The sequence below is a fragment of the Pontibacter lucknowensis genome (assembly GCF_900156415.1).
Lineage (GTDB): Bacteria > Bacteroidota > Bacteroidia > Cytophagales > Hymenobacteraceae > Pontibacter > Pontibacter lucknowensis.
Window position 1 is genome coordinate 902,366 of record NZ_FTNM01000002.1, and the last position, 26,622, is coordinate 928,987.

General features: G+C 52.6%; 20 protein-coding genes. 14 read left to right on the plus strand and 6 right to left on the minus strand.

Going from position 1 to position 26,622, the window contains the following annotated elements; genetic code table 11:
- The first annotated feature begins 150 nt into the window (after positions 1–150).
- A complete protein-coding gene (locus BW972_RS10090) occupies positions 151–1,296 on the plus strand; it encodes a serine hydrolase domain-containing protein (RefSeq protein WP_076421999.1) in 1,146 nt (381 codons plus the stop codon).
- A gap of 83 nt (positions 1,297–1,379) precedes the next feature.
- On the opposite strand, the gene BW972_RS10095 is transcribed toward BW972_RS10090, so the two are convergent.
- On the minus strand, positions 1,380–3,932 hold the full coding sequence (locus tag BW972_RS10095) for a PAS domain-containing sensor histidine kinase (RefSeq protein WP_076422000.1): 2,553 nt from the start codon (positions 3,930–3,932) through the stop codon (positions 1,380–1,382).
- A gap of 383 nt (positions 3,933–4,315) precedes the next feature.
- Between BW972_RS10095 and BW972_RS10100 the strand changes: the two genes are divergently transcribed.
- The 3 genes from BW972_RS10100 (at position 4,316) to BW972_RS10110 (ending at position 8,159) form a co-directional block, all read left to right on the plus strand.
- The gene (locus BW972_RS10100) at positions 4,316–5,710 is read left to right on the plus strand and encodes an MATE family efflux transporter (protein ID WP_076422001.1); all 1,395 of its coding nucleotides are present in this window, start codon (positions 4,316–4,318) and stop codon (positions 5,708–5,710) included.
- 146 nt (positions 5,711–5,856) lie between these two features.
- A complete protein-coding gene (locus BW972_RS10105; RefSeq protein WP_143731978.1) occupies positions 5,857–7,527 on the plus strand; it encodes a mechanosensitive ion channel family protein in 1,671 nt (556 codons plus the stop codon).
- Between the two features lie 182 nt (positions 7,528–7,709).
- Positions 7,710–8,159: a hypothetical protein gene (locus tag BW972_RS10110; RefSeq protein WP_076422002.1), complete on the plus strand. Its 450-nt coding sequence runs from the start codon at positions 7,710–7,712 to the stop codon at positions 8,157–8,159.
- Between the two features lie 49 nt (positions 8,160–8,208).
- Here the strand turns inward: BW972_RS10110 and BW972_RS10115 are convergent, their stop codons facing one another.
- Positions 8,209–8,895, minus strand: coding sequence for a hypothetical protein (locus BW972_RS10115; protein ID WP_076422003.1), 687 nt, complete (start codon positions 8,893–8,895; stop codon positions 8,209–8,211).
- A gap of 367 nt (positions 8,896–9,262) precedes the next feature.
- Between BW972_RS10115 and BW972_RS10120 the strand changes: the two genes are divergently transcribed.
- The gene (locus tag BW972_RS10120; protein WP_007658626.1) at positions 9,263–9,526 is read left to right on the plus strand and encodes a hypothetical protein; all 264 of its coding nucleotides are present in this window, start codon (positions 9,263–9,265) and stop codon (positions 9,524–9,526) included.
- A 63-nt stretch (positions 9,527–9,589) separates the two neighbouring features.
- Here BW972_RS10120 and BW972_RS10125 read toward each other — a convergent pair whose 3' ends face one another.
- Positions 9,590–10,612 (minus strand): alcohol dehydrogenase catalytic domain-containing protein, encoded by a 1,023-nt coding sequence (locus BW972_RS10125; protein WP_076422004.1) that lies wholly within the window; start codon positions 10,610–10,612, stop codon positions 9,590–9,592.
- Between the two features lie 168 nt (positions 10,613–10,780).
- On the opposite strand from BW972_RS10125, the gene BW972_RS10130 reads away from it, so the two are divergent.
- The 9 genes from BW972_RS10130 (at position 10,781) to BW972_RS10170 (ending at position 22,530) form a co-directional block, all read left to right on the plus strand.
- The gene (locus BW972_RS10130) at positions 10,781–11,284 is read left to right on the plus strand and encodes an ExbD/TolR family protein (RefSeq protein WP_076422134.1); all 504 of its coding nucleotides are present in this window, start codon (positions 10,781–10,783) and stop codon (positions 11,282–11,284) included.
- Between the two features lie 116 nt (positions 11,285–11,400).
- On the plus strand, positions 11,401–11,973 hold the full coding sequence (locus BW972_RS10135) for an RNA polymerase sigma factor (protein WP_007658619.1): 573 nt from the start codon (positions 11,401–11,403) through the stop codon (positions 11,971–11,973).
- Positions 11,960–12,697, plus strand: a complete 738-nt coding sequence (locus tag BW972_RS10140; protein ID WP_076422005.1) for a carboxypeptidase-like regulatory domain-containing protein — start codon at positions 11,960–11,962, stop codon at positions 12,695–12,697. Before BW972_RS10135 ends, BW972_RS10140 begins: the two co-directional genes overlap by 14 nt.
- A 235-nt stretch (positions 12,698–12,932) precedes the next feature.
- A complete protein-coding gene (locus BW972_RS10145; protein ID WP_071530892.1) occupies positions 12,933–14,495 on the plus strand; it encodes a GAF domain-containing protein in 1,563 nt (520 codons plus the stop codon).
- A gap of 34 nt (positions 14,496–14,529) precedes the next feature.
- Complete coding sequence (locus BW972_RS10150) at positions 14,530–18,645, plus strand: chemotaxis protein CheB (RefSeq protein ID WP_076422006.1); 4,116 nt, start codon at positions 14,530–14,532, stop codon at positions 18,643–18,645.
- A 46-nt stretch (positions 18,646–18,691) separates the two neighbouring features.
- Positions 18,692–18,976 carry an antibiotic biosynthesis monooxygenase family protein gene (locus BW972_RS10155; RefSeq protein ID WP_234986344.1) on the plus strand — a complete coding sequence of 95 codons (285 nt, stop codon included), beginning with the start codon at positions 18,692–18,694 and terminating at the stop codon, positions 18,974–18,976.
- Positions 18,977–19,022: 46 nt separating this feature from the next.
- Positions 19,023–19,526 (plus strand): ankyrin repeat domain-containing protein, encoded by a 504-nt coding sequence (locus BW972_RS10160; protein ID WP_076422007.1) that lies wholly within the window; start codon positions 19,023–19,025, stop codon positions 19,524–19,526.
- Positions 19,527–19,561: 35 nt separating this feature from the next.
- A complete protein-coding gene (gene hrpB / locus BW972_RS10165) occupies positions 19,562–22,105 on the plus strand; it encodes an ATP-dependent helicase HrpB (RefSeq protein WP_076422008.1) in 2,544 nt (847 codons plus the stop codon).
- A gap of 200 nt (positions 22,106–22,305) precedes the next feature.
- Positions 22,306–22,530 (plus strand): hypothetical protein, encoded by a 225-nt coding sequence (locus BW972_RS10170; RefSeq protein WP_234986345.1) that lies wholly within the window; start codon positions 22,306–22,308, stop codon positions 22,528–22,530.
- A 442-nt stretch (positions 22,531–22,972) separates the two neighbouring features.
- Here the strand turns inward: BW972_RS10170 and BW972_RS10175 are convergent, their stop codons facing one another.
- The 3 genes from BW972_RS10175 to BW972_RS10185 all read right to left on the minus strand — a co-directional run bounded on the left by BW972_RS10175 (position 22,973) and on the right by BW972_RS10185 (position 26,588).
- Positions 22,973–24,373 (minus strand): M16 family metallopeptidase, encoded by a 1,401-nt coding sequence (locus BW972_RS10175; RefSeq protein ID WP_076422009.1) that lies wholly within the window; start codon positions 24,371–24,373, stop codon positions 22,973–22,975.
- Positions 24,374–24,378: 5 nt separating this feature from the next.
- A complete protein-coding gene (locus BW972_RS10180; RefSeq protein WP_143731980.1) occupies positions 24,379–25,830 on the minus strand; it encodes a M16 family metallopeptidase in 1,452 nt (483 codons plus the stop codon).
- Between the two features lie 185 nt (positions 25,831–26,015).
- Positions 26,016–26,588 (minus strand): fasciclin domain-containing protein, encoded by a 573-nt coding sequence (locus BW972_RS10185; protein ID WP_007660027.1) that lies wholly within the window; start codon positions 26,586–26,588, stop codon positions 26,016–26,018.
- Positions 26,589–26,622 lie beyond the last annotated feature (34 nt).

The window sequence follows — 26,622 nt, forward strand, 5'->3', positions numbered from 1 at the left end:
CTTGCTATTTCTAAGTTCCCAGTTCTGCCTACATACTGCTGTAAATATACAAGAGTTGTCACCCTTTCTTCCTGAATCTATGGGACAAATACTATATTCCGGGATAGATGCTTATCTTAGACTTCTTAAAAGCTACATACCATGACGACTATGCTGAAAAACATTTGGAAGAAAGCCACACTTACAACCTTTGCTGTTGTTGCCTTCACCCTGTCCGGCCAGGCGCAGGAAGGGAAAACCGAATCGGACATACAGGCTATCATGCAGCAGCATGACATGGTAGGCTTGTCGGTTGCCGTCGTAAAAAAGGGGGAGATCATCTACGCCAAATCCTTTGGGCTGAAGGATGTTGAAAGCCAGGCACCACTCACCAACAACGATATTTTCAGGATCGCTTCCATCTCCAAGTCATTTACCGTCACGGCCCTGATGCAGTTGATCGAGGCGGGTAAGCTGTCTTTGAATGATGATGTGAGTGAGCTCGTAGGTTTTAAAGTGCGGAACCCGAAGTACCCGGAGAAGGTCATTACGCTGCGGATGATGCTGTCGCATACCTCCAGCATCAACGATAGCCAGGGCTACTTCACACTCGATACCATCGACCCTGCCAAAAACCCGAACTGGGAAGCCTGCTACAACGACTATGAGCCGGGCACCAAATATGAATACTGCAACCTGGGCTTTAACATGGCCGGTACCATACTGGAAAAACTGTCCGGCGAGCGATTTGACCAGTACGTAAAACGCCACATCCTGAACCCACTCGGGCTGTACGGCGGCTACCAGGTAGACTCCCTGGACGCCAGCCGCTTTGTGACGCTTTATGAATACAATCCTGACTCCGCCAGTTTCTCTCCTTCGCCCTCGGCCTATGCCCCGCGCCGGGAGGAAATCAGCAGATACAGAATGGGCTATACTACTCCTATCTTCTCACCAACCGGTGGCATGAAGATGTCGGCCCCCGACCTGGCCAGGTATATGACCATGCACATGAACCAGGGCAGTTACAAAGGCACCCGGATCATCTCCAGGAAGAGTGCCAGGCAAATGCAGGCGAAGATTGCCGACAATGGCTACGGGCTGGCGCTGAAAACAGAAAGCAATTTGATACCCGGTAAGTCCATGGTGGGCCACACCGGCAATGCCTACGGACTCTACAGCGCTATGTTCTTTCAGCCAAAAGAGCAGTTTGGCTTTGTGGTGATCACCAACGGAACCAGCGCCCCTGAAGTAAATGAGTATAACCTGGCACTGGCTGAGGTTCTCAACAGTTTGTATAACAACTTAATTAAGTAACAGGCGCTGCATTCAATTCAGTCTCGCTTGATGCTTCGCTTTTATACCTGAAGCATTGCTTTCATAAGGCCGCTAAAGCAGACTTATGAAAGCAATGCTTCAGCCGGAATGTTGAACCGGAAAGAAGTGCCCACCTGTACCTGACTTTCCACCGTTACCTTCCAGCCCATCGCCTCTGTATGCGCTTTGAGCAGGAACAGCCCGACTCCGCGTCCTTTGATATCCTTATGGAAGCGCTCGTAGAGCTTGAACACTTTATCAGCTGCTTTGCGGGTATCAAAGCCCTGGCCATTGTCAGCAAATGTAAGCTCCAGTTCACCGGTCGCTTTTTTCTCAGCGGTCAGCGTGATGTGCAGGGTCCGCTCCAATGACCGGAACTTGATGGCATTGGAAAGTAATCCGTAGAAGATGCTGAACAAATACGTTCGGACGGCCCGCACCTCAGTCCCTGGTTCCACCGCCAGCACTACTTCAGCGCCGAACTGTTGCAGGATCTCTTCAAACTTCGCCTGTACCTGCTCAAACAGACTGACCACCTTGATAGGCTCCAGCTCCAGCACATCGTCCCGCTCCCTTACCGAAAGCACGGTGTTGACATCATGCAGCACCGTATCGATCTGCTCTATGCTGGTTTGCAGGTACGTCCTGATCGAAGCGAAATTGTCAGAAGATGTGTCTGTTGCATGAAGTAAGTGCACCAGCCCGAGCGCATTTGCGACCGGTGCCCTCAGATTGTGCGACACGATGTAAGTAAACTCCTGCAGGTCCTTGTTCTGCTGGTAGAGATGCTGTGAAAGCTGCAGCAGGTTCGCCTCGGCTTCTTTTTGTAGCGTGATGTCCCGCTGCACGGCGATGAACCGCGTGACGGTACCCTTTTCATCCAGGATTGGTGTGATATCCATCGACACCCAGAACCTGTCTCCTGACTTCCGGTAGTTGATGAGTCTGGCGCTGAAATGTGAGGCCTCCTGCAGTCCCTTCCTGATCTGCTGCACGGCATCCGGATCGGTGTCGGGACCCTGCAATATCTCTCCTGGCTTCTTACCCTGCATTTCATCCAGGGTATAGCCTGCGATGCGGGTGAAGCCTTCATTCACCCACTCAGTCCGTCCGTTGGCATCTGTGATCACGACACCGTTGTCCGTCTGGCTGGCTACCAGCGACAGCTTTTCAACTTCCTTTAAGGCCAGTACTTTGGCAGTAATGTCAGAGAAGTAAATGGCCAGGCCTTCATCTGAAGGGAATGCCTTTACCTCCAGCCACTTACCCGGTCGCTCAGAGTAAGCCTCAAAATGCACACTCTCACCGGTTTCCATGGCATGGCGATACTGCCTGTAAAAGTGCCCTTCGGTGTCAAACTCAGAATGCTCGTTTAGTTTAGTCCCCACTATTTCCTGCTCTGTGGCACCTACAATCCGCTCAAACTCACTGTTCACAGACGTAAAGTGCCACTCCTTGTCCAGGGTGAAAAAGGCATCTGTGATGCTTTCGAAAATGGTATTCAGTTTTTTGGCTTGCCGCTCGATGGTTTCAAAAGAGCGCACGATCGGGGTGATGTCTTTGGCGATAGTCTGGGCTCCGATCACCTGTTCACCTGCAGGCACCGGAAACTTCACCGTGTCCAGGACCATGGTCTGCGCTCCCTTGGGTTTAAGCTCCAGATCGTAGCGCAGGGTGCTGCCCAATAGTGCCTCCTGCAGTGACCGCGCATTGACGGCGGCCATGTCCGGAGGGAGCAGCTCTGTTAGCGACTTGCCGACCACGGAGTCTGCTGCTGCGCCAAATGTTTCACGAAATGCCTGGTTTACCTCGGTTACGACACCATGTCTGTTCTCAAACAGCACGATGTCCGGATTATTTTCAAACAGAGCTTTGTAACGCTGCTCACTTTCCTCCAGGCGCAGCCTGCCGTGTTTACGCTCTGTGATATCGCGGGAACTGACCACAAATGCACTCATCGCCTTATTGCCGATCTGGTTACTGACAATGGCCTCTACCCAGCGCCAGCTTCCCTCGGCGTCCCGTACCCGGAAGTCCTGCATCCGCAGCAGTTCAAGCTTAGCAGCCCGCTTCCAGGATCTTCGCAGGGCAGGCAGATCATCAGGATGAATGTAGCTGCAGCTGTTGCCGCACAGGAGGTGCTGCACCTCGTAGCCAAGTATGCGTTTAAAGGCATTGTTGGCATACAGGAAATTTCCATCCTCATCGAGGAGAGCCAGCATGTCAGACCCGTGTTCTATGAGCGTTCTGTAGAATGTTTCCTTCTCCTCCACTTTCCCGCGAAGTTTATACTCCACTGAGATATCAGTGGCAGTGCAGTAAATGAGACCATCTTCCTCAGAAAGCGTAGCTGTCCAGAGCAGAGGAACTGCATGGCCATCCTGATGGAGGTAGCGGTTTTCGAAATGGAGAATGTTGGAATTGAGTTTAAGCTGCCTGGATGCCTGAACGGTGACTTCCAGATCCTCGGAGTGTACAAAGGAGGTAAAAGACTTTCCCTCTATCTCGTGCTGATCGTAGCCCAGAATTCGACTGCAGGCTTCACTTACTTTGATAAAAACACCCCTTGAATCAATGACGCAAAGTAAATCATGCGAGTACCTGACAAGTTTTTCATTGAAATCGGCTTCGTTCATAACATTCTATAGATAAAACAACAGCTTGCAGCTGCCAGTGGGAAGTAAGCAATAGCATTAAGCCTTATCTTTCTAAAAGTCAGCTATATGCAATTGCACTATTTTTTATTGAATTAAAGTTAAAACAATATATATAAATACAACAAGTTTAACAACTTAGCCTGTTGGATTAATTCGATTTAGCCTTCTTAATTGCACTAAACTGCACATAAAATCAACTTGCATTCATTGCCGGCCACATGTTTTCCAAAGCATAGCAGACCTATGACCATGGCTTGTGTGTTTTTAAGTCGCCTGTCCCATCATGAATTCGTTGAAGTACACAACTTGCATGGTACCTTCCTACGTAACTTGCGGAGCGTCCCATACCTGCTCCTGCCTTCATGCAAAACACCAAAGACTTTTTGCGACTTGTCTGGTCTGCCATAAAAGGCACGGAGCACGACTATACCACGCTGGGTATCCGGACGAGCATCGTGCTGCTGGCCGTGCCCATGATCCTGGAAATGGTGATGGAGTCGCTTTTCGCGGTGGTCGACATCTTCTTTGTGGGCAGACTGGGGTCCAAAGCCCTGGCTACGGTAGGGCTAAGCGAGACGGTGCTGATGATCATCTACTCGATCGGCATGGGGGTGAGCATTGCTGCCACAGCCATGGTATCGCGGCGCATCGGTGAGAAGAACTACCAGGAGGCGGCCAACGTAACCTTTCAGCTGCTCGTGACAGGCACGGTGCTGGCGCTGGCCATGGGCTTTCTGGCCACCTGGTATGCCGCCGATCTGCTGGCACTGCTCGGTGCCGAGGCTGACGTCATCGAGTACGGCCTGCGCTATGCCCAGATCGTTTTTGCCGGTAACCTGGCTATCATCCTGCTTTTTCTGATCAATGGTGTCTTTCGCGGAGCCGGTCTGCCACACCTGGCAATGCGCTCCCTCTGGATTGCGAACGGTATTAACATCGTGCTGGACCCGCTCCTGATCTTCGGCATCGGCAGCTTTGAGGGCTGGGGGCTGGAAGGGGCTGCCTGGGCCACGACCATCGGCCGTAGTGTGGGGGTGGTCTACCAGTTCTACCACCTACTCAATGGGCGGCACCTGCTCAGGCTCGGTCGCCGGAACCTGGTCCTCAGCCTGGCCATGATCTGGCGCATTCTCAAAGTGTCCTCGGGCGGCATGGGCCAGTACCTGATCGACTCCGCCAGCTGGATTTTCCTGACCCGCATCATTGCTGAGTTCGGGAGCAATACCCTGGCCGGCTATACCGTTGCCTTCCGCATCATCATGTTTGCACTGCTGCCTGCCTGGGGTCTGTCCTCGGCGGCAGCCACCCTGGTCGGCCAGAACCTGGGAGCGCGGAAAGCTATGCGTGCTGAGCTTTCTGTCTGGCTCACGGCCCGGTACAATGTCATTTTCATGGCGGCTGTCACCGTATTCTTTCTGCTCTTCGGGGAGTCCATCGCAGGCATCTTTGCGCATGACGAAGAAGTGGTTAGTGTGGCCTCAGAAGCACTCCGCATCATCACGCTGGGCTATGTCTTCTTTGGGTTGGGTATGGTGATGGTACAGGCCTTTAATGGTGCCGGCGATACCCGCACCCCCTCCATCATCAACGTGATGGTGCTCTGGCTGCTGGAGATTCCGCTGGCCTACCTCCTGGCCATCACCCTGGGCTTTGGAGCAACCGGCGTTTTCTTCGCCATTGCTTTTTGCCATTCGTTCCATGCACTGGTGAGCTGGTGGCTCTTCCGCCGCGGCACCTGGAAGAAAGTGCAGGTATAGCACAAACCTGGCACCATCAAGCCAGGCACAAATTGCACTTCATACAACTCCTGAAAAGCTTAGCCGTTATTGCAGGGAGTAACAGAAGTTAGTCGCAAAGACGTATCCCATGAGACTAACTTCAGGAGCCACATACGTCAACAAACATGTTTTCTGCAATTTACAGTTACGCGCTATCACACCATCTCTTGCGGCCCCCTTTTGCGCTATGGCTTGCCCTGACCCTGACAATTGCCATACCTGCCACCTCGCATGCACAGGAAACTGTACAGGATACGGTGGAGGCGGTAGTACCTGAGTGGCCGGATGATTCGCTGGGAAGGCGGACGCCGCGTGGTACGGTGGTGGGTTTTATCCGGGCGGTGGCCGATGAGGACTATACCAAAGCTGCCCTATACCTGAACCTCAATACGCCGGAAGGCACGATCAAGGATGGCGCTGCCACAGCACAGGCCCTGCAACGCCTGCTGGACCAGCGCAGCAAGACCCTACCCCGCTCCTGGATCAGCGACACACCCGAAGGCGACCTGGAAGACGACCTGCCACCCGACAAGGAAAGAGTCGGTACTGCCGAGGTCGCCAATGAAACCTTCGACCTGCTCCTCGAAAAAACACAGGGACCGGCTGGCGGTCCTATCTGGCTGGTCGCCTCCGAGACCATCAGCAAAGTACCCCTGCAGATCGAAGCACCTAAAACTGCTGTCGTGGAAAGTGTACTACCCGAATACCTCACGGAAACCAGGTGGGGCGGGGTACCTGCCGGACACTGGCTGGCCATGCTCCTGATTGCGGTCATAGCCTACCTCATTGCCTGGGGCATTACGGCCTCGCTCACTTTTGTCATCAATTATATCTGGCGCAAAACTAAGGACGAACCCACCTACGGTTTCATCCGGGCCTTCTCTTTGCCGGTCAGGCTATACCTGGCTGCCCTGATCCTGGTAGTGATGAGCCAGCGCCTGGGTATTTCGTTTGTGGTGCGGCAGCGCTTCAGTGAGTTTACCATCATCGTGGGGCTGGTGGCTGTGATCCTGCTGCTCTGGCGACTGGTCGACGCGATCACCAATTTCAGTCAACGGCGGCTTGTGCAGAAGAACAACATGTCCGGGATTTCGATCGTGCTGTTCTTGCGCCGCGGTGCCAAGATCGCGCTGCTGGTATTCGGCATTATCTTCATCCTCGACACGCTGGGATTTGACGTGACCACTGGTCTGGCAGCACTCGGTATAGGTGGTATCGCCCTGGCTTTAGGCGCTCAGAAAACGGTAGAGAACTTTGTCGGGAGCGTGACCCTGATCGCTGACCAGCCCATCCGTGTAGGAGACTTCTGCAAAGTAGGTGACACGACAGGCACCGTAGAGCAGATCGGCATGCGCTCCACCCGCCTGCGCACAACGGAACGCACCGTCGTGACTATTCCGAACGGAGACTTTTCTTCACAGAAGATCGAGAATTTCGCCCACCGCGACCGCTTCCTCTTTGCCCCTGTGCTGCGCCTGCGTTACGACACCACGCCGGCCCAGATACAGGCCGTGTTACGAGCCCTCCGGGAAACGCTCACAGCCCATCCCAAAATAGACAAGACCAGCGCCCGTGTACGCCTGACCGAGATCACCTCTGATGCACTCAAGGTCGAAGTCTTCTCCTATGTCCTCACGAGCGATTTCAATGAGCAGCTTGAGATCAAGGAAGGTTTGCTCCTGAGTATGATGGATGCCGTGAATACAAAAGGCAAAGGCTTCGCTCTGCCTGTGCAGCAACTGCTGGTAAGTCAGGATGGCACAGGTATGGGAGATGCGAAGGAAAAGCGATTATAACACCGCCTGCGGGAAAAATAAAACAGATAAACCAGATTTCGCTGTGAGCTCTGGCATTAATTCTGAATATTGTACTAACTTACCTTATAGCAAATATTGCATCCTCTTACCATGCAGCATATACATTTTAATCGATAGAAAACACATGCTCCTGAACGCGTAGCATAAAAACAGCTCTGCTTATGATCAACGGTTTACAAACAGAGAAATTACACCAGGACGAGTCCCTAAGCATTGAGGTCGATCGCAAACTGAACCTCCTCTTCACCCGCTGGCTACGGCATCCTTCCAGCGAAGAGTTCAGGCGCTCGCTTACACTGGCTGCTGACTATGTCTGCGATCTGGAGTGCCGCTACTGGCTCAGTGATGCACGAAAGCTTTATTACATGGAACTCGCAGACCAGAACTGGCTGGTGAGCACCATGATCCCCAAAATAAACCCCTACGTCGCCCGCTTTGCACGCGTCATGACAGAAGAGGGCTTGTCGATGCTGGACATGCAACGTATTAAGCACAAGATTGAGGAAGAGCAAAAGATAGCTGAAGCCAATACCCGGGTGGAGATATTTCTGGATGCAGAAAGCGCAACAGAATGGCTGCTGCAGCATTACGACTTCAATAGGCGGATTTAAGCCCCGGGTAAAAAAACTACTGCTCCCATTTCAGACAGCGCTTTTGTGCTTATTCCGCTGCAGTCTGATTAGGCAAGGCTTCCAGCTCTTTTGCAATGGAGGTGAGTGCTGCCGTACCCATACGCTCTGATTCAGACTCCAGCAGGTCCAGGTACATCCAGGTAAACTTTTTAGTTGACTTCCAGAGATTGCGGATGGGCTGCTCCTCGTTTGGCACTATGCTCTCGCCAGAGGCAATCACTTCTCCATGCTCCTTCAGATAATAACGCACGATCAGATTAGTCGGACGGGGTGTGATCACTTCCTGTGCGCTGGTCATGTGCATGAACAGCAGAAACACCGTACTGCCCTTGTTCTCGTACAGGAACTGGCCAGGTAGCTGTTGCAGCTCCACCACCAGCTGACGACCTCCAAGTAATTGCTGCAGGTTAAGCTTTTGGGCTGCCTGGTGCATACCCCTTTGTACATGAACAGCTGTGCTGCCTGGGTCCAGCTCGCAGGATATAGTGGAGTTCCACCCCCAGTAAACGATGGCAGGTATAAACGAATTCTCCAGTTTTAAGTAATTGCTCTTCTGGGCAGCGGGAGGAGCCTGCACGATCAGCCAGTCGTTTTGCTGCACCTGTTCCGGGCGCTCTGTCTTAGGCTTTTGTTCTACGAACTGGGCATATTTGCTTGTGCTGACACAGCTCGACAAAGACAGCCCGGCAAAAAGCAGGATGTAAAGTTGTTTCATAAATAGTGCTTGAGTGAAGGTGCTAATATAGAGTATCTAACACAACTTATTGCATACTGAATGGGAGAATTCGAGTACATTTTTTGAACCGACGCATTCAATAGGACCTCCATCAGGCCATCAGCCAGGTAGTCTATTTTTGAATTGTTTTGCTGCCTGCGCCAAAATTGCTATGCGGATGGCATCTATCGATGATTCTTTATGGAAGTTTAAGATTTTGCAGCGGGAAGCTTTAATTTCTTGAATGAATCGCGTTAATTAAAGAAATCAAATTTTCGGATATAGCGCATTCAAAATGAAAACTGGCTGCGCTATCCAGCCGTTTGATTGCCTTTAATTTTAACTTTTAGCCAAAGTTTCGATTACCATGATCATCAGTACCATCCTTACGCTGGTTGGCCTCCTGGGCACACTGGCCATTATAGCCTATTTGCGCCAGGTAGAAGACGCCATAGAAGAATTGCAGGGACAACTTGAGGAACCTGTCTGCCCTGTTTGCCATATCCCGCACCCCGCGAAGCGAGCGGAACAAATGCATACAGGCAGACTGAGCCAGCTCAGCAGCTATTACAAACGCAGAAAGGTCGCAGCCCGCAAACTGTACAGATCACGCAGCAGCATTGAGCGATAGGTTCAACCGAGCAGTACATTAATTTCCTGCTACCCAACACCCTAAAAGTGTGTATTTTCACCCTCACACCGTTACGACTACTTTGCCTACTGACCTGCCCCGCTGAAACAGCCGGATGGCCTCGTGCATTTCGTCAAAGGCATACACATGGCCTACGTGTTGGGGCGCAAGCTGGAGCTGCTGCAGTCCCTGCAGTAATTCATGCATCATATCCGTCTGCTCGTAGAGGTAGATCAGGTTAAAACCCATGATGGATTTGTTTTCGGTGGGCAACTTAAGCGGGTCTATCTTCGGACGGCGCAGGTACTTCCAGATCAGGCGCGGATAGTTCGGTTTGCTGCCGTGGCTGCTAAACGAGGCATTGCCATACACCACCATGCGCCCCATCGGTGCCAGCGCTCTCCAGCCCAGTTCGAGGATGCGCCCGCCGATGCATTCCATGACCAGGTGCAGGGGGCGGCCGTTGAGACTGTGCATCAGTTTGTCATAAAAGTCATTGTCTCGCAAAATCACATCGCCGTAGTGCTCATGCTTGCGCAGAAACTCCACCTTGCCCGGCTGCCCCACCGTGCCAATGGTATAGGCGCCAACTTTCTGGCAGATGCGGTTAGCCAGTATACCTACCCCTCCCGCTGCACTGTGGATCAGCACGTTCATACCCGGCTTCAGGTTGCCGAGTTCGGTGAGGGCGTAATAAGCCGTAAGTCCCTGCACCAGAAAACCGGCTCCCTCCTCAAAGCTCCAGCTATCGGGCAAGGGCAGCACGTAGCGGTGGTGGCTGTTGATGTGCGATACATAGCCTCCAAACCTGGTCACTCCCATCACCCGGTCCCCGATCTGCCAGTCACCCGCCTCATCTCCCACAGCCACAACTTCCCCCGCGAACTCGAGCCCGGGTATAAACGAACCGCTGGGGGTGGCACTGTAAAGGCCCTGCATGGCAAAGACATCGGCAAAGTTGAGCCCGATGGCACGCACCTGCACGCACACTTCATCCCGGGCGGGCGACTCAAGCGACTCATGCCGCAACTCAAGATTGCGAATAGAGCCAGCACGTGACATGCGGTATACCTGTCGATCAATCATAGCGCTGATTTATGTTTACCACTGCTTACGACAGAAGGCAGCTGCTGTAATTTTTTTTGTGAAATAAATGGAGTCTCCGTGTGGAATCCGGGGCCCCGGTTCATCTACTATACAAATGCAGCAGAAGGCCTGCCTGCATCCGCAATCACAAACAGAAAGGACAAGATCATGGCACAGGTACAGGAAAAACAAAACCCCGCAAAAGGCAGCAGAAAACGTGCACGCAACAATGGCTTTCACCTGGATATGACCCCGATGGTGGACCTGGCCTTTCTGCTGCTGACTTTCTTTATGCTCACGACCACTTTTGCCAAACTCCAGACCATGGAGATCAATATGCCCGTTGCAACAGGGCCCGACACGCCCATACCTGGCAAAAATGCGCTGAACATAGTGCTCGATGAAGCAGACAAGGTATACTACTTCTTTGGCTACCCGGGCGATGAGCCGGAGGTAACACAAACCGACTTTTCTGCCACAGGCATCCGGCAGGTGCTGCTGACAGATCAGGTCAAGGGCAACCCCGACATGGTGGTGCTGGTGAAAGCAACGGAAAGCTCCCGCTTTAAAAACATGGTGGATGTGCTGGACGAGCTCAAAATCACCGACACCCGCAAATATGCTCTGGTAGAGTTAAGGGAAGAAGACAAGGCCTTGCTGGCCTCCCGATAAGCGTTAGCCCTGCTGCCACCCGGAGCAGCAGGGCGGATGTAAATTTCATTTCAATAAGAGCATGGTAAATTCAACTATATTTATTTTATTGAATATACTTTAACACGGTACTGGCTATGTTTTTAAAGTTCTTCTCAAAATCGCGTTCCACTGATGACATGGAGCTGGTGCGGCAGTATCGCCGTTCCGGTGACCTGGACGTGATCGGGAAACTTTTTGAGCGGCACACCGAGATGGTATACCTGATCTGCCTGCGCTACCTGGAGGATGAAGAAGAAAGCAAAGACGCCACCATGCAGGTGTTCGAACAACTGATAGTAGCTTTGAAGCGGCATGAGGTAAGCAACTTCAAATCGTGGCTGCACTCGCTCACCAAAAACCACTGCCTGCAACTGCTGCGAACAGGTCGCCTGAAAAACAAAGTGAGCCAGGCCCTGCCACGCGAGCAGCATACCCTGCCACAGGACGATGCTACACAGGCAGAGTTGGACTGGCAGGCGCTCGAACACGGCCTGGTACACCTGCCTGCTGAGCAGCGCACCTGCATCGAGTTGTTTTACCTGCAGCAGAAGAGCTACCGCGAGATTGAGGAAATCACGGGCTGCGACCTGAAGCAGGTGAAGAGTTACATACAGAACGGCCGCCGTAACCTTAGAATTTACATTGAGAAAAACCATGCGCAACGATAAAATACAGATAAGCGAATGGGGACTGGAGGAACACCCCTCCGTAGAGCTGTTGCGGCAATATGAGGAAGGCACGCTGCCGCCGGCTACCAACTATGAACTGGAGAAGCACCTGCTCGACTGTGAGATGTGCGAAGACATACTGACAGGCATGTCGCTGTCGGACCGTGAACGAACCCGCCAGTCCCGCTACCGCATCTGGCAGCGGGTTCGCACCCGCTTGCGGCGCAAGCACCGCCCGCGTGCCCTGCACGGCCTGGCTGACTGGCGTGTGGCACTGGGCCTGCTAATGATGTTCTGTTCACTTGGCCTTATTCTATTCTACCATTACACCCGCACAGCCGCTCAGGAGAAAGCAGCCATGCAGGCAGCTGAAATCCTGCCGCCTAGTCCGGAGGAACTGCTGGCCCGCACGATAGACGCTGCGCTTGTGCTGGACATTCCGGCACCTCCTGCCAGCAACCACCTGGAGAGCAGCAGGCCGCAGGCGGAGTTCAGTCTGCAAGGGCAGGTACTGGATACACGAGGACAAGGTATAGGGCTGGCAACCGTGCAGGTGCAGGGCAGCCCCTGGCAGACCAGCTGCGACGAACAAGGATTTTTCAGGCTTCCGCTGGATGCCGGCAGCTATACCCTGCTCGTGAGTAGTGCAGGCTATGCTACCCAGACTTTCAGCGTCAAAAGTCCGGATAAAGCGGTGCGCCTGCTTCTGGAAAAGAAAAAATAGCCTTTATTGACGCATCAGTATTTATACTGATGCGGTTAGGATGATTTCCGAGCCCCTATTCTCATCAAAACAATCTGAAAGTTCACCTGTTGCACACCAATAAAGTATTTTATTTCATGTTTTTAGGGGAAAAACACTTAAATTACAGCCTGATATACTTTGCCAAAAACATACAGCTCACCTTTTTTTATTGTACTGTATCCTTTTTTTATCCCTGGCAGAGTCCTCGCATACTATGGAAAATAAAGCACCTGTGCTGCAACCCGGCAGTGAAAAAAATTATGATTCTGATTTCTGCGGCAGCATTCCGCTTCACCAGATCAACCTGATACAACCACACGGTCTGCTGCTTGTTCTGGACAAGACGCTCCGGATCAGGCAGGTAAGCGAAAACTGCTCAGAGCTGCTTGGGCTTGCACCCGAAGCGATACTGGAACAGCCCTTGGCGGCCTTCGTACCTGAGAAAGAACTGGAAGACCTGCAACTGAAACTGACCCGTGAACAGGCCTCTGAAAATGAGCAGGTCGACATACCTTCGTCCCTCACTTTCAATACAGAAGGAAACAGCAAAGTCTTTACCGTTACCGCGCATCCGGAAGCAGAACAAATACTGATAGAGATGGAGCCGGCGCACAGTGAAGAAGACAAATCTTTTCTGGCCTTTTTCCAGCAGATCAAATACATCACGTCACGTATCAAGCAGGCCGACAATACTGAGGCGATCGCACAGGCGGTGGCAGACGAGTTTAAGCACTTTACAGGCTTTGACCGTGTACTGGTCTACCGCTTCGACCACATGTGGAATGGTACCGTGATCGGACAGGCCAAAACAGAAGACATGAGTGATTTGCTGGGGCTCCGTTTTCCGGCTTCCGATGTGCCCAAGCAGGCACGTGACCTCTACTTCCGCAACCCCTACCGGCTTATACCTGCGCGTGACTATACACCTGTTCGCCTCCACCCTATCCTCAACCCTATTACCAGGCGCTTTACGGATCTGACCAGTTGTAACCTGCGCAGTGTGGCAGGCGTGCACCTGGAGTATATGGGCAATATGGGCATTTCGGCCTCCATGTCAGTACCGCTTATTATGGAGGGTAAACTGTGGGGCCTGATCTCCTGCCATCACAAAACCCCGAAATACCCAAGCTACCAGGAGCGCACAGCCATGGAGCTGCTGTCGTCCATAGCGGCGGTACGCCTGGGTGCCTATGAGAAAGAGCAGCGTGCGTCGGCACAGTCGCACATGCGCGGACAGTATGCCAGTATGCTGGAGCAGCTCTTTAAGAATGACTATTTCACAGATGCCTTGCTACAGGGCCAGCCAAACCTGATGGAGCTATTGTCCCTGGATGGGGCAGCTTTACTGTATGAGGGCAACGTGCACACCATGGGGCAAACCCCACCTGTGCAAAAAATAAAAGAGCTTGCTTCCTGGTTGCGGCGCAACAGCTCGGACAAAACATACGTAACCAACTCGCTCCCTCAGGCCTATCCCAATAGCAAAGATTATAAGGACGTGGCAAGCGGATTGCTGGCTTTGGCCATTAATCCGGACCAGGGCGAGTATATTCTCTGCTTCCGGGGAGAGGTACTGCAAACTGTCAACTGGAGCGGCAATCCTGATCAGGCCATCCGGATGGAACCGGACGGAAAAAGCTATCATCCCCGTAACTCGTTTGCGCTTTACCAGCAGACGGTGCAGCTCACTTCCCTCCCCTGGCAACAGGAAGAGCTGGAGGCTGCAGAGGCGCTGCGCAGTGCTGTGCTTAGCAAGATCATCCGCGAGAAGTACTAAGAGAATACATTACCATTATTTCGGCTAAGACAGCATGTTGCAGCAAGCAAACAATAAGCAGGAGCAGAAAATAAGCCCAAAGCCTGCTGATCATTATCTGGTGGGCATTGGTGCGTCGGCGGGAGGACTTGAGGCTATTCATAAGCTCTTCGACCATTTCCCTGGCAATTCCAGCTTCTCATTCGTGATTATCCAGCACCTGTCACCAGACCACAAAAGTCTGATGGCGGAGCTGCTGTCCAAGCATACCAGCATGCAGGTGCAGGAAGCGGAAGACCATGCCTTCACACGCCCGAATTGTGTTTATGTACTGCCCAGCGGCAAGCAACTGAGTCTGCAAAACGGTCGGCTGCGCCTGACTGAAAAGCCCCGCAACCGGGAGCCCAACTTTGCCGTGGACGCATTTTTTGAGTCGCTGGCCATCGACCGGGGGCCGTACGCCATCGGCATCGTGCTGTCCGGTACCGGGACAGACGGCAGCAAGGGGGTTCGGGCCATCAAGCAGGCCGGCGGTCTGGTGGTGGTGCAGGACCCGGAGAGCGCCAAGTTCGACGGCATGCCACGCAGTGCCATCGATACAGGAAGCGTGGATTTCGTACTGCCACCCGATCAGATCCCGCACGAGATCATGGAATACACCCGCCGCACCCCCCTGGTCCGGAACATTATCCAGAACGGAAAGCAGCAGGATGATCCGGACAATGAGGAAAAAATACTCAACGAAATTCTGGACCTGGTGTGCACCCATACGCAGGTCAACTTCAGCCACTATAAGAAACCCACGCTAAACCGCCGCATTCAAAAGCGGATGCAGACCCTGAAGCTCGAGAGTCTGCAGGAATACCTCGATTACCTGCACGCCAACCCGGCCGAGATCAAAGTCCTTTGCCAGGAGTTTTTCATCAACGTCACCAGCTTCTTCCGCGATCCGGATGCCTTTCAGCTCCTGGAGGAAAAGGTGATCCCGAAGATACTGGCGTCGAAAGAGGAAGGGGAACTCACTAAAGTATGGATTGCGGCCTGCAGCACAGGCGAAGAGGCCTATTCGCTGGCCATCCTCTTTCAGGAGGCCTTTCACAAACTGGGCCGCCAACCGGATGTAAAGCTCTTTGCCACCGATGTAGACCAGCAGGCCCTGCAAAAAGCATCCAAAGGCACCTACCCTGCCAGCGCCATCCAGAAACACGTATCAGAAGAGCGCCTGCAGCGTTTCTTTCAGCAAAAGGGCAATAAATACACGGTAAGTGACGAGATCCGCAAGATGGTGATCTTTGCGCAGCACGACCTGCAGAAGGACCCTCCCTTCAGCAAGATCGACCTGATCACATGCCGCAACATGCTCATCTACCTTAACCCCAGCCTGCAGCATAAAGTACTTTCCCTGTTTCCATACGCCCTCAACATGGGCGGCTATCTGCTATTGGGTCCGAGTGAGCACATCGGGGACATGCAGGAGTACTTTGAGGAAGAAGACCGCAAATGGAAAATTTTCCGAAAAGTAAAAGACCGCAGCAGCCTGCAGCGCAGCTACGGTGTCACAGAATACCATACTACCAGCATGCAGCAAAGCCAGGCCAGTCAGTTTAAGACGACGCAGCTAAATCGCTATAATGAGGCATTTATGGATGCCCTGGCAGAGGACTTTAAAGTTACCGCCCTTTACGTTGACGCAAACTACCAGCTGCTGCACGGCATTGGCGACATCAACCGTTTTCTCAAGTTTCCGGACAAGCGCCTGCACTTCAACCTGATCAAGATGGTGCCGGAAGAGCTGGCAGTTGTGCTCAGCGTCAGCATCCGCAAAGCGATCAAGACCAAAAAAAGTGTGGTAGGCCGGCAGGTGGCTGTAAAGTTTGGCAAGAAAGAGCGCCTGATCCATACCTCCGTGCGCCCCGTGACGCTCGAGAAAGGTCAGCCACCGCTCATACTCGTGCTGTTGCAGGAAATGGGCGAAGTTAGCCCGCAGCCTAAACTGACAGAGACACCGCATATATCAGACGCAGACTACTACCAGCAACTCACCACCCTGGAATCAGAGCTGCGCGAAACACGGGAAAGCCTGCAGATGACCGTGCAGGACCTGAGCACTGCCAACGAAGAGCTGCAGTCCAGCAATGAGGAGCTGATGTCGAGCAACGAGGAACTGCAAAGCTCCAATGAGGAGATGCAGTCACTCAATGAAGAGCTGCACACCGTCAACTCAGAGCATCAGCTGAAGATCAAAGAGTTGCAGGAGCTGAATGAAGACCTGGACAACTACTTCCGAAGCTCCAACGTGGGCCAGATCTTTGTGGACCATAACCTGGACATCCGCAAGTATACCCCATCGGTTGAGCAGATCGTGAACATCATCGGGGGCGACATCGGAAGGCCGGTGTACCACCTGTCACACAATCTGAAATATGCCCGCCTGTTCGACGACATCCGGGATGTGAACAACACCTCACAGGAAATAGAACAGGAAGTGGAGACTGAAAATGGCCGCTATTTCCTGATGCGCATCCTCCCCTACCTGAAGCGGGATGGCAACAAAGACGGCGTTGTGGTCAGCTTTGTAGATGTGACTACACTCAAAACGCTGAGCAGCGTGGTGCAGGGGGTGCTCGACAGTTCGCTTAACAGCATCATGGCCATGCAGGCTATCCGTGACAACAAAAATCAGATCAAGGACTTTAGCTGGACCCTGCTCAACAAAAAGGCAGAGGAAATGCTGGGCGAATCGAGCGCAAACCTGCTGCATGGAAGTGTGACAGCCACCATGTCCGGCCTGCGCGATACCGGCTTGTTCAGAAAACTCTGTCACGTGGTGGAAACCGCCAAGCCGCTGCACATAGAGCAGCTGCTGACCCTGAACGAACAAAAGGCCTGGTTCGAGATAGCCGCCGTGAAAATGGGAAATGGCATCGCGCTGACCATGGCTGATATCACAGACAAAAAGAACAGCGAAGAGCAGACGCTGGCAGCTTACGAAGATCTCAAAAAAGCTGAGGAAAACCTGACCGTGCTCAACAACAAACTTGAGCGCCTGGTAGAGGAACGCACCCGCGAGCTGGCCAACAGTGAAGAACGCTTCCGCCTGGTATCCATGGCCACCAATGACGTGGTATGGGACTGGAACCTGGCCACAAACGAGATCTGGTGGAGTGACGGTTTGTCTAAAATGCTGGGCTTCGATGAACAGGAAATGTCCGGTGGCATGGAAGGCTGGTTCTCCAAACTGCATCCTGACGACCGCCTGGAAGTGGAGCGCAGTGTCAACGATGCCATCAACAACGGCAAGAGACAGTGGAACGCGGAGTATCGTATCCAACACAAGCAAGGAAATTATACCTACGTTTCGAACAGGGCCTATATCCTGTACAACGAGTATAACATGCCTTACCGGATGATCGGCTCATTCATCGACCTTTCGGACCTGAAGCTGGCACAGGAAGAGTTGCAGCATACCAATGACCACCTGATGCGTGTGATCGACGACCTGGACACCTTCGTGTACACGGCCTCCCACGACCTGAAGTCACCGATTGCAAATATCGAAGGCCTGATGCTGGTCCTGGAAGAGCAGATAAAGGAAGCTGAACCGCTCCCTGGCGAGCCTACAGATCCTCTGTTTGTCATGATCAAAGACTCGATCAGGCGCTTTAAGAATGTGATCCGTGACCTGACCGATATTGCCAAAGTGCAGCGGGATGTGGACGGTGAGTCAGAAGCCCTGGAGATTGAAACCGTGTATAATACGATCTTCGACGGGCTGAGAGAAGAGGCAGAGCGAAAGCAGGCTATCATTGAAACTGACTTCTCTGAGGCACCCGATATCAGTTTCTCCAAAAAGAACCTGCACAGTATCCTGTATAACCTACTGAGCAACGCACTCAAGTATAGCTCTCCTGAGCGCAGGCCGCATGTCAGGATCAAAAGCAGCCGCAAAGGCAAGAAGCTTGTGCTGAGCATTGAGGACAACGGACTTGGTATCAGCAAGGAGAGCCAGAGCAAAATGTTTACGCTCTTCAAGCGATTCCACTCCCACGTAGACGGCACCGGCATGGGCCTTTACATTGTGAAGCGGATTATGGATAATTTTGGCGGACAAGTGCAGGTGAAAAGTGAAACAAACAAAGGAACAACGTTTACACTGACGTTTCCGCAGTAACAGAAGAATACGCCCTAAAAATTAAAAACAGATTATGTATATAGCCATGAGCCAGTTTGAGGTTGCCAACGATATGGCAGCCGATGTGAAGGAAGCATTTGTGAACCGACCGCACATGGTGGATCACGAGAAGGGTTTTCTGGGCATGAAGGTGTTTACGCCGCAGGAGAACGAAAATGAGTTCTGGGTGATGACCACCTGGACTGACGAGATCAGCTACAGGGAATGGTACAAAGAGCACATGAAGGAGTCGCATCAGGGTATACCAAAGGGCTTGAAGCTGGTACCAGGCAGCCTGAAAGTGCGTTTTTTTGACCTGGTGAGTGACTAAAAAATATTTTTACCGTAGGTAAGGCCATAACCAAACCCTTATCCCTATGACCTTCCACTCCACAAGACCTGTTGATGTGCTGTTTGATGCTGCACGCCGCGGTGACCTCACCCTCCTGAAACAACTCATTGCTGAAGGTGTTGACGTGAACGAACCAGGCCCTCGCGGCTTCACGCCGCTGATCATAGCCACCTACAACAACCAGCCGGAAGCGGCCCGCATGCTGCTGGAAGCAGGAGCAGATGTAAACGCCCAGGACCAGGCCGGAAATACCGCGCTGATGGGGCAGTGCTTCAATGGCTACGAAGGTATAGCCGAACTCCTGCTGGAGTATGGCGCCGACCTTGATGTGCAGAACGGCAGCGGCGGCACTGCCCTGATGTTTGCCACCATGTACGGCCGCAACAACATGGTCAAGTTCATGCTCGACCAGGGGGCGAACCGCGAACTCCGCGATGCACGAGGCCTGACAGCACAACAAATGGCCGCACAGGTTGGCAATGAAGAAGCACTCAAGCTATTCGAAACCTCCACAGAAAGCACCACCTGATAATTTCTGGCTTATTTTTCTGAAATTGCGGCGACATGTCGTACGCCCTTTCCATACCTGAATTGCCGGAGCTGCCCGTAAAGGAAGTGCTCCCCAGCCTGCTGCAGGCGCTCTCCGAAACTAACCGAGCTGTATTGGAAGCTCCCCCGGGAGCAGGCAAAACGACCCTGGTGCCACTTGCCTTACTGCAGGCTGACTGGCTACTGGGAGGCAAAATACTGGTGCTGGAACCACGGCGCCTGGCGGCCCGTGCTGCGGCACAACGCATGGCCGACCTGATGCAGGAACCCCTGGGCCAAACGGTAGGCTACTGGGTGCGCATGGAGCATGTCGTGTCTGCACGCACGCGTGTAGAAGTAGTGACTGAGGGCATCCTGACGCGTATGCTACAGGAAGACCCAGCGTTGGAAGGAGTAGCCGCTATCCTTTTCGACGAGTTTCATGAGCGCAGCCTGCAGGCCGACCTGGGCCTGGCCCTGGCGCTGGATGCACAGGCAGTCCTCCGACCCGATCTGCGCATCGTGATCATGAGCGCCACCCTCGATGCGACAGGTATAGGCAAGTGGCTGCAGGCCCCTGTTATTCGGAGTGACGGCCGCCTCTACCCTGTCGAAACGCACTACCTCACACCTGCCGAAGTGGCTGCTGCCGGCACCCGTCCTGCGGAGCGCCTGCAACAGCTGGTTCCCAGGGCGATCATAAAAGCGTTACGGGAAGAGTCTGCCGGCGATATCCTGGTGTTCCTGCCAGGTATGGGCGAAATGCGCAGGGTGGCCGAACAGCTCGAGAACAGATTGCCAGCAGATGTAGAGCTGCACCTTCTGCACGGCGACCTGGCACTAAGCCGACAAATGGCAGCTATTCAGCCCTCCCCTTCCGGCAACAGAAAAATAGTACTCGCTACCAGTATTGCCGAAACCAGTTTAACCATCGAGGGTGTGAAGATCGTGGTGGACGGCGGATATGCGCGTGTGCCCCGTTTTATGCCCCGAACCGGCCTGACCACGCTGGTTACCACGCCAGTCTCCAGGGCAGCTGCCGATCAGCGCCGCGGCCGTGCCGGACGATTGGGACCGGGTGTCTGCTACCGGCTCTGGTCTACCGCCGATCAGCTGCAACTGCCCGAACGGCAGGATCCGGAAATATGTGAAGCTGACCTGGCAGGTCTGGCGCTGGAACTTGCCTTGTGGGGTATAAAGGATGCCGCTGCGCTGCAGTGGCTGGACGCACCTCCCGCTGCAGCCCTGTCCCTGGCACGTGACTTACTCCTGCGCCTGGAAGCGCTGGACGCAGCAGGCCATGCCACAGCACATGGCAAGGCCATTGCCTCCATGGGACTGACACCCCGATTGGGGCACCTGGTGATCAGGGGCCATGAAATGGGTCTGACCGAAACGGCCTGTACCCTGGCTGCCTTGCTCGCGGAGCGGGACATCATCCGGTCGCAACAACCCCATAGCACACCCCAGCCTGATCTGCCCTTGCGACTCGAACTATTAACCGCTAAACGCCCGCCTATACCCGGCTACCAGCGCGATGAAAATGCCATCCGGCGTGTGCAGGAACAGGCTCAGCATTTGAGACAGCGTCTCCGTGCTTCCAAAGGAACGATTGAAGCCCACGCCGCAGGCATACTCACAGCACTGGCCTATCCCGACCGGCTGGCACAACGTGAAAGCACTGGCAAAGTACGTCTTATCACAGGCCAGCGCGCTTCGCTTCCCACCGAGTTATTCTCCGAAGCTGATTACTATGGCATCGCCCATCTCGATGCCGGGCAGCATCCGCGCATCCTGTTGGCAGCACCACTCAGCAAGGAAGAAGTGCTTCAGCATTTTGAGACGCAGCTCATACAAATCGAAGAAGTTCGCTGGGACAATGTGACTAATCGTGTAGTAGCACGACGGATTGTAAAACTCGGTGCTTTGGTACTGGAAGAAAAACAACTCACCCAACCTGACCCGGAGCAGATTGCCCAGGCACTGCTACAGGCACTGCAGGATAAAGGCGTAGCACGGCTACCCTGGTCAGAGGAGGCGCTTCGCACCCGCCAGCGCATCACTTTTCTGCAGCAGCTGGTACCTGACAAATGGCCTGATGTTTCAGACGCAGCCCTGGAAGCGACCATGGAAGATTGGCTGCTACCGCACCTGGCCGGCCTGCGCAGCATGGAGCATGTCAACCGGTTGGACTTTAATGGCATCCTGCTAGCCATGCTTAGCTGGGAGCAGCAGCAGGAACTTGATAAGCTGGCCCCTACGCATCTACAGGTACCCAGCGGTTCGCGCATCGCACTTGACTATACAGATCCCACAACACCAGTACTGGCTGTCCGCCTACAGGAAGTATTCGGCCTGCTCGACACTCCACGTATTGCCGCTGGCAAGGTTCCACTGCTCATGCACCTGCTCTCTCCGGCATCAAGACCGGTGCAGGTTACCCGGGACCTGCGCAGTTTCTGGAACGCCGGCTACTTTGAGGTGCGAAAAGACCTTCGTGGACGGTATCCCAAGCACCATTGGCCTGAGGATCCACTGACGGCTATACCTACCCGAAGCATCAAACGGAGAGGTAGTTGAGCAGTGCTAAATAGCAGCCAGTTTCCACGCCGAACATACACCAGCATGTTTAAAATATAATATTATCAAGAATATAAAAATTAAAACAAACTGATTCACAACCTTTTAGAACACAGACAACGTACAAATTTATGAAAATCAATTCTGCCATACTTGAAAGCAGATATTGTATCATAATCAGATTTAAAAAAAATAAGACCATGAAAAAGATATTATATGCAGGTTTCGGTTTAATGTTTGGTATGATGGGCTTAGTAGCCTGTGATAACAGTGGAACCGGGACTACAGAAACTGATGGTACTGTTATACATAAAGACTCAGTGGCGTCAGAATATGAAGTAACAGAAACAGTAGTGGAACGTGATACCACCACAAATACCAGAACGGTGGACGTAGACCGTGAGAATAATCCGGATAACAGATAAAAAATAAATTATTTTTCGGGTAAACGTAACCCGGCTACAATTGACACCGTATAAAAGAACGGCTAAAAGTTGAAAAGTTAATTGTTACAGACTAATCTTTTCAATAGAGAACAGCTCCTTTACGAAGGGGCTGTTCTTTTTTTGCCCAATCTGAAAGTATCCCCCTCATCCTGCCGATTAAGTGCATTCACGCTTATTGGAGGTTAACCTGGAGGCAGTTATCACCAAATCAAAAATATTTTTAAATACTTTGTAACCTCCCTGCAACTGCTGCCGTATAAATGAATGGCTAAAAGTTGAAAAGTTAATTGTTACAGACTAATCTTTTCAATAGAGAACAGACTCCTGATAAAGGGGTCTGTTCTTGTTTTATACCTACCTCAAAAATAAAAGGGAGCCCGGATCGATTCCGGGCTCCCTTTTTCCATTTACAATTCGAAACTTAAAGCGGGTTCTTCTTCAACTCCGCCTGGAATTTCTTCAGCTGCGGATCAATTGTTTTTTTATCGCCAACGACCACCAGGGTCATGTTTTTAGGCCGCATGTACTTTTGGGCCGTCTGCTGTACCTGCTGTGGGGTAATGGCATGGATGTTCTGCACCTGGTTCTCCAGGAAAGAATCCGGCAAGTCATGTAGCTTCAGGAAATTAAGCTGCGAAACAATGCCCCATGGCGAGGAATTGCGCAACACAAACAAACCGGCTTCATAGTTTTTGATACCCTCCAGCTCTTCAGGTGCAGGCGCCTCTGTAGCCAGACGGTTGATTTCGTATAGAATTTCACGCAGCGAATTGCCTGTATGCTCCGTGGTTACATCCGCCACCTGGGCCCAGTCTCCTACCCGATAGCGGGCAGACAGTGAGCTGGAGGGTGAGTAGGTATAGCCTTTGTCTTCGCGGATGTTACGGGTAATACGCGAACCAAACGAGCCACCTAAAAGCGAATTGGTAACACGCAAGGCCATGTAATCGGGGTGCGAAGGATCCACAACCGGCAAACCAAAGACAATGGTGGACTGTGGAGCGCCCGGTCTGTCCATGACGATCATATCGCTCTTCGTAACTGGCTTGGCGACCGTGATTTGTGGTGCAGCCCCTTTTCGCCAATCGCTCAGCTGATTTGTAACAGCCTCTTTCATGGCCCCCTGGTCAAATTTGCCGGCAACGTATACGGTAGTGCGGTCGGCTCCAAACTGCTGCTCGTAAAACTGCTGTACCTGCTCTCTGGTGAAGCCATCAATCATTTCATCTGTCGGGAAATCACGTCCATAGGGATGGTTCGGGTAGAGCGCCCCTCTGAATTTGGATTGGGCGGTGGCACCCGGCTGCTGCCGTAACAGGTTATTCTGGCGCTTGAAGTCATTTTTTATACGGGTCATTTCAGCATCCGGGAATGCCGGATTTTTGAGCAGGTCAGACATGATCTCAATTAGTTGCGGGCCAAATTCTGACAGGGCAGAACCGGATATCCAGGTTTCATTCGGTCCGACACTCACGTATACCGAGCCGCCCAGGCGAGCTACTTCTTCAGCCAACTGCCGTGCGTTTCGTGTTGCGGTGCCTTCCTGCATCAGGTTTCCCACGATGTCGGCCAAGCCGTTCTGCTTCTCCGTTTCGTGCACGTTCCCGACCTGGACCACCATGCTCACGACTACCTTGGGCACGTCGCCGTAAGGCACCATCACGGCAGACAGCCCATTATCCAGTTCGAATTCCTGTTTGGCAGGCAGTTTAAAATCACGCGGCTGGCCTCCTTCCGGCGGAGTTTGTTTCTGGGCCATGGCCATACCTGCCAGCAGGGTCAGGATGGCGCTCAGTGTTATGGTTAATAGCTTTCTATACATGGCGCTTAGCTTTTTGCAAGTGGGTTAACAACTAAAACAGTACGATTGGTTGGGCGCAGGTACTCCTCTATCGTTTTACGAAGGAGCTCAGGTGTCACTTTTCTGAATTCAGATTCCAGGCGGTTGATGCGGGAAGGGTCATCGTCGAACAATGCGAAAGTGGCCAGCAGGTCTGCTTTTCCAAAACCCGAGGAAGCACTTACCTGATCATAGAGAGAGGAGCGCATTTTCACGATCGCCAGGTCAATCAGCTCCTGGTCTATACCCTCCTGCTGCAACTTCTGTATCTCTGCATCGACCACTTTCACGATTTCGTCGGCATTTACATTCTGGTCATGGATCAGGCTGCCCATCCAGAGCATCGGGCCATTGTAGTTGAACATGTTGCCCAGGAAAGCGTTGATGCCGCCATCCACAGAGCTGGCATAGCCCAGCTCCTGCACCAGTGCCTGGTACAGGCGGCTGTCATTGCCCTGCAGCAGGATCTGGTCGAGCAGGCCCATCGCATAATACTCAGGAGAATTGCGCTCAGGCATGTGGTAGGCGAATGCCAAAGCCGGACGGTTAGCCAGCTTATCGTCTTTGGTGAAGCGCTGCTCTTTTTCCTGGCGCGGCTCACTCAGGTCAGGCAGCGAAGGAACATCCCCGGAAGGTATACCGGCGAAGTACTGCTGTATCCAGTGCTTGGCTTCGCTCGTTTCGAAGTCGCCTACAACAACCAGTACCGCATTATTTGGCGAGTAATACGTATCAAAAAAAGATTGCACGTCCTCCAGACTGGCAGCGTCCAGATCCTCGAGGTCACCGTAGAAGTTGTGCGCGTTGTACCAGTTCTTGTTGGCGTACTGCGGCATGTCAAGCCACGGAAAACCACCATAAGGCTGGTTGAGCACGTTCACCTTCACTTCGTTCTTCACCACACCCTGCTGGTTGGTCAGGTTTTCCTGCGTGATGTTGAGCCCTTTCATGCGGTCAGCCTCTGCCCAGAGCATGGTTTCCAACTTATGGGCCGGCACGATTTCAAAGTAGTTGGTGAAGTCAAAACGGGTAGACCCGTTCAGGATGCCGCCGTTTTTCTGTACCAGCTGAATAAATTCCATCTTGCCCAGGTTCTCGGAGCCCTGGAACATCATGTGCTCGAACAGGTGGGCAAAACCTGTGCGGTCCTTGGGCTCGATCCGGAAACCAATATTATAGTAGACCGCAATAGTGGCCAGCGGTGCCGTCTTGTCTTGCGACAGCACCACCTTCAGGCCATTGTCGAGGGTATAGTAGTCAACCGGAATCTGGTAGGCTGAAGCAGGGGCTGTATTCTCCGTAGCTGTGTTGACGTTCTCAGCTGTAGTCGTGGCTGCTTCGGGGGATTGGGTGGTTGTCCGCTGACCGCAGGCACTCAGGCTGAGTACCAGTGCCAGAGCACCCCATTTAAAATAGTTTTGCAAAGGTGTGTGGTTCATAATGCACTGCTTTTAAGGTTGAAGATGTGTTAATCCTTAATCCAGAACTTTTACGAAAACAAACTAAAATATATGCTAAAAAATATGTTAAATTTTAAAATACAGGTTTATCTATATAATAAAGGCCTGAGTACTTATGCAGAGTACTCAGGCCTGTTTATTAATAAGTTAAGATGAGGCGCTACTTATTGCGGCAACAATACCTGGTCTATTACGTGAATAATGCCGTTGGACGTAGGTATAGAGGCTAGTATCTTCACACCGTTTACGGTAGGCTGATCACCTTCCAGGCCAAGGTTTACGCGGCCTCCGTTCACCTGACCCAGGCTCATGTCGTTGTCAAAACGCTCAGCAGGTATTACGCCTACGTATACATGGTACTGCAGAATGTTGCGCAGATCCTTGCGGCTCTCTGGTTTCATAAGCCCGTCTACTGTACCGGCAGGTAGTTTATCGAAAGCAGCGTTGGTCGGGGCAAACACAGTGAAAGGACCGGCATTGGTCAGGGCATCCACGAGCCCGGCAGCTTTTACGGCAGCTACCAGGGTGGTATGGTCTTTTGATCCGGCTGCTACCTGCACTACGTTCTGCTGCGACTGGTCATCAGCTACGGCGGACTGGCCGGCTCCATGATCCATAGCTGCATGATCTGTATTAGATTCAGTGGCCGCCACCGCCGTGTCTTGCTCGTTGGCAGAGTTGCAAGAGGTCACCAGACCAAAAGCAATTGCTATCAAGGTTACATGTAAACTTTTCATTTTATTTGAGTGGTTTAGTTTGATGGTGTAATAT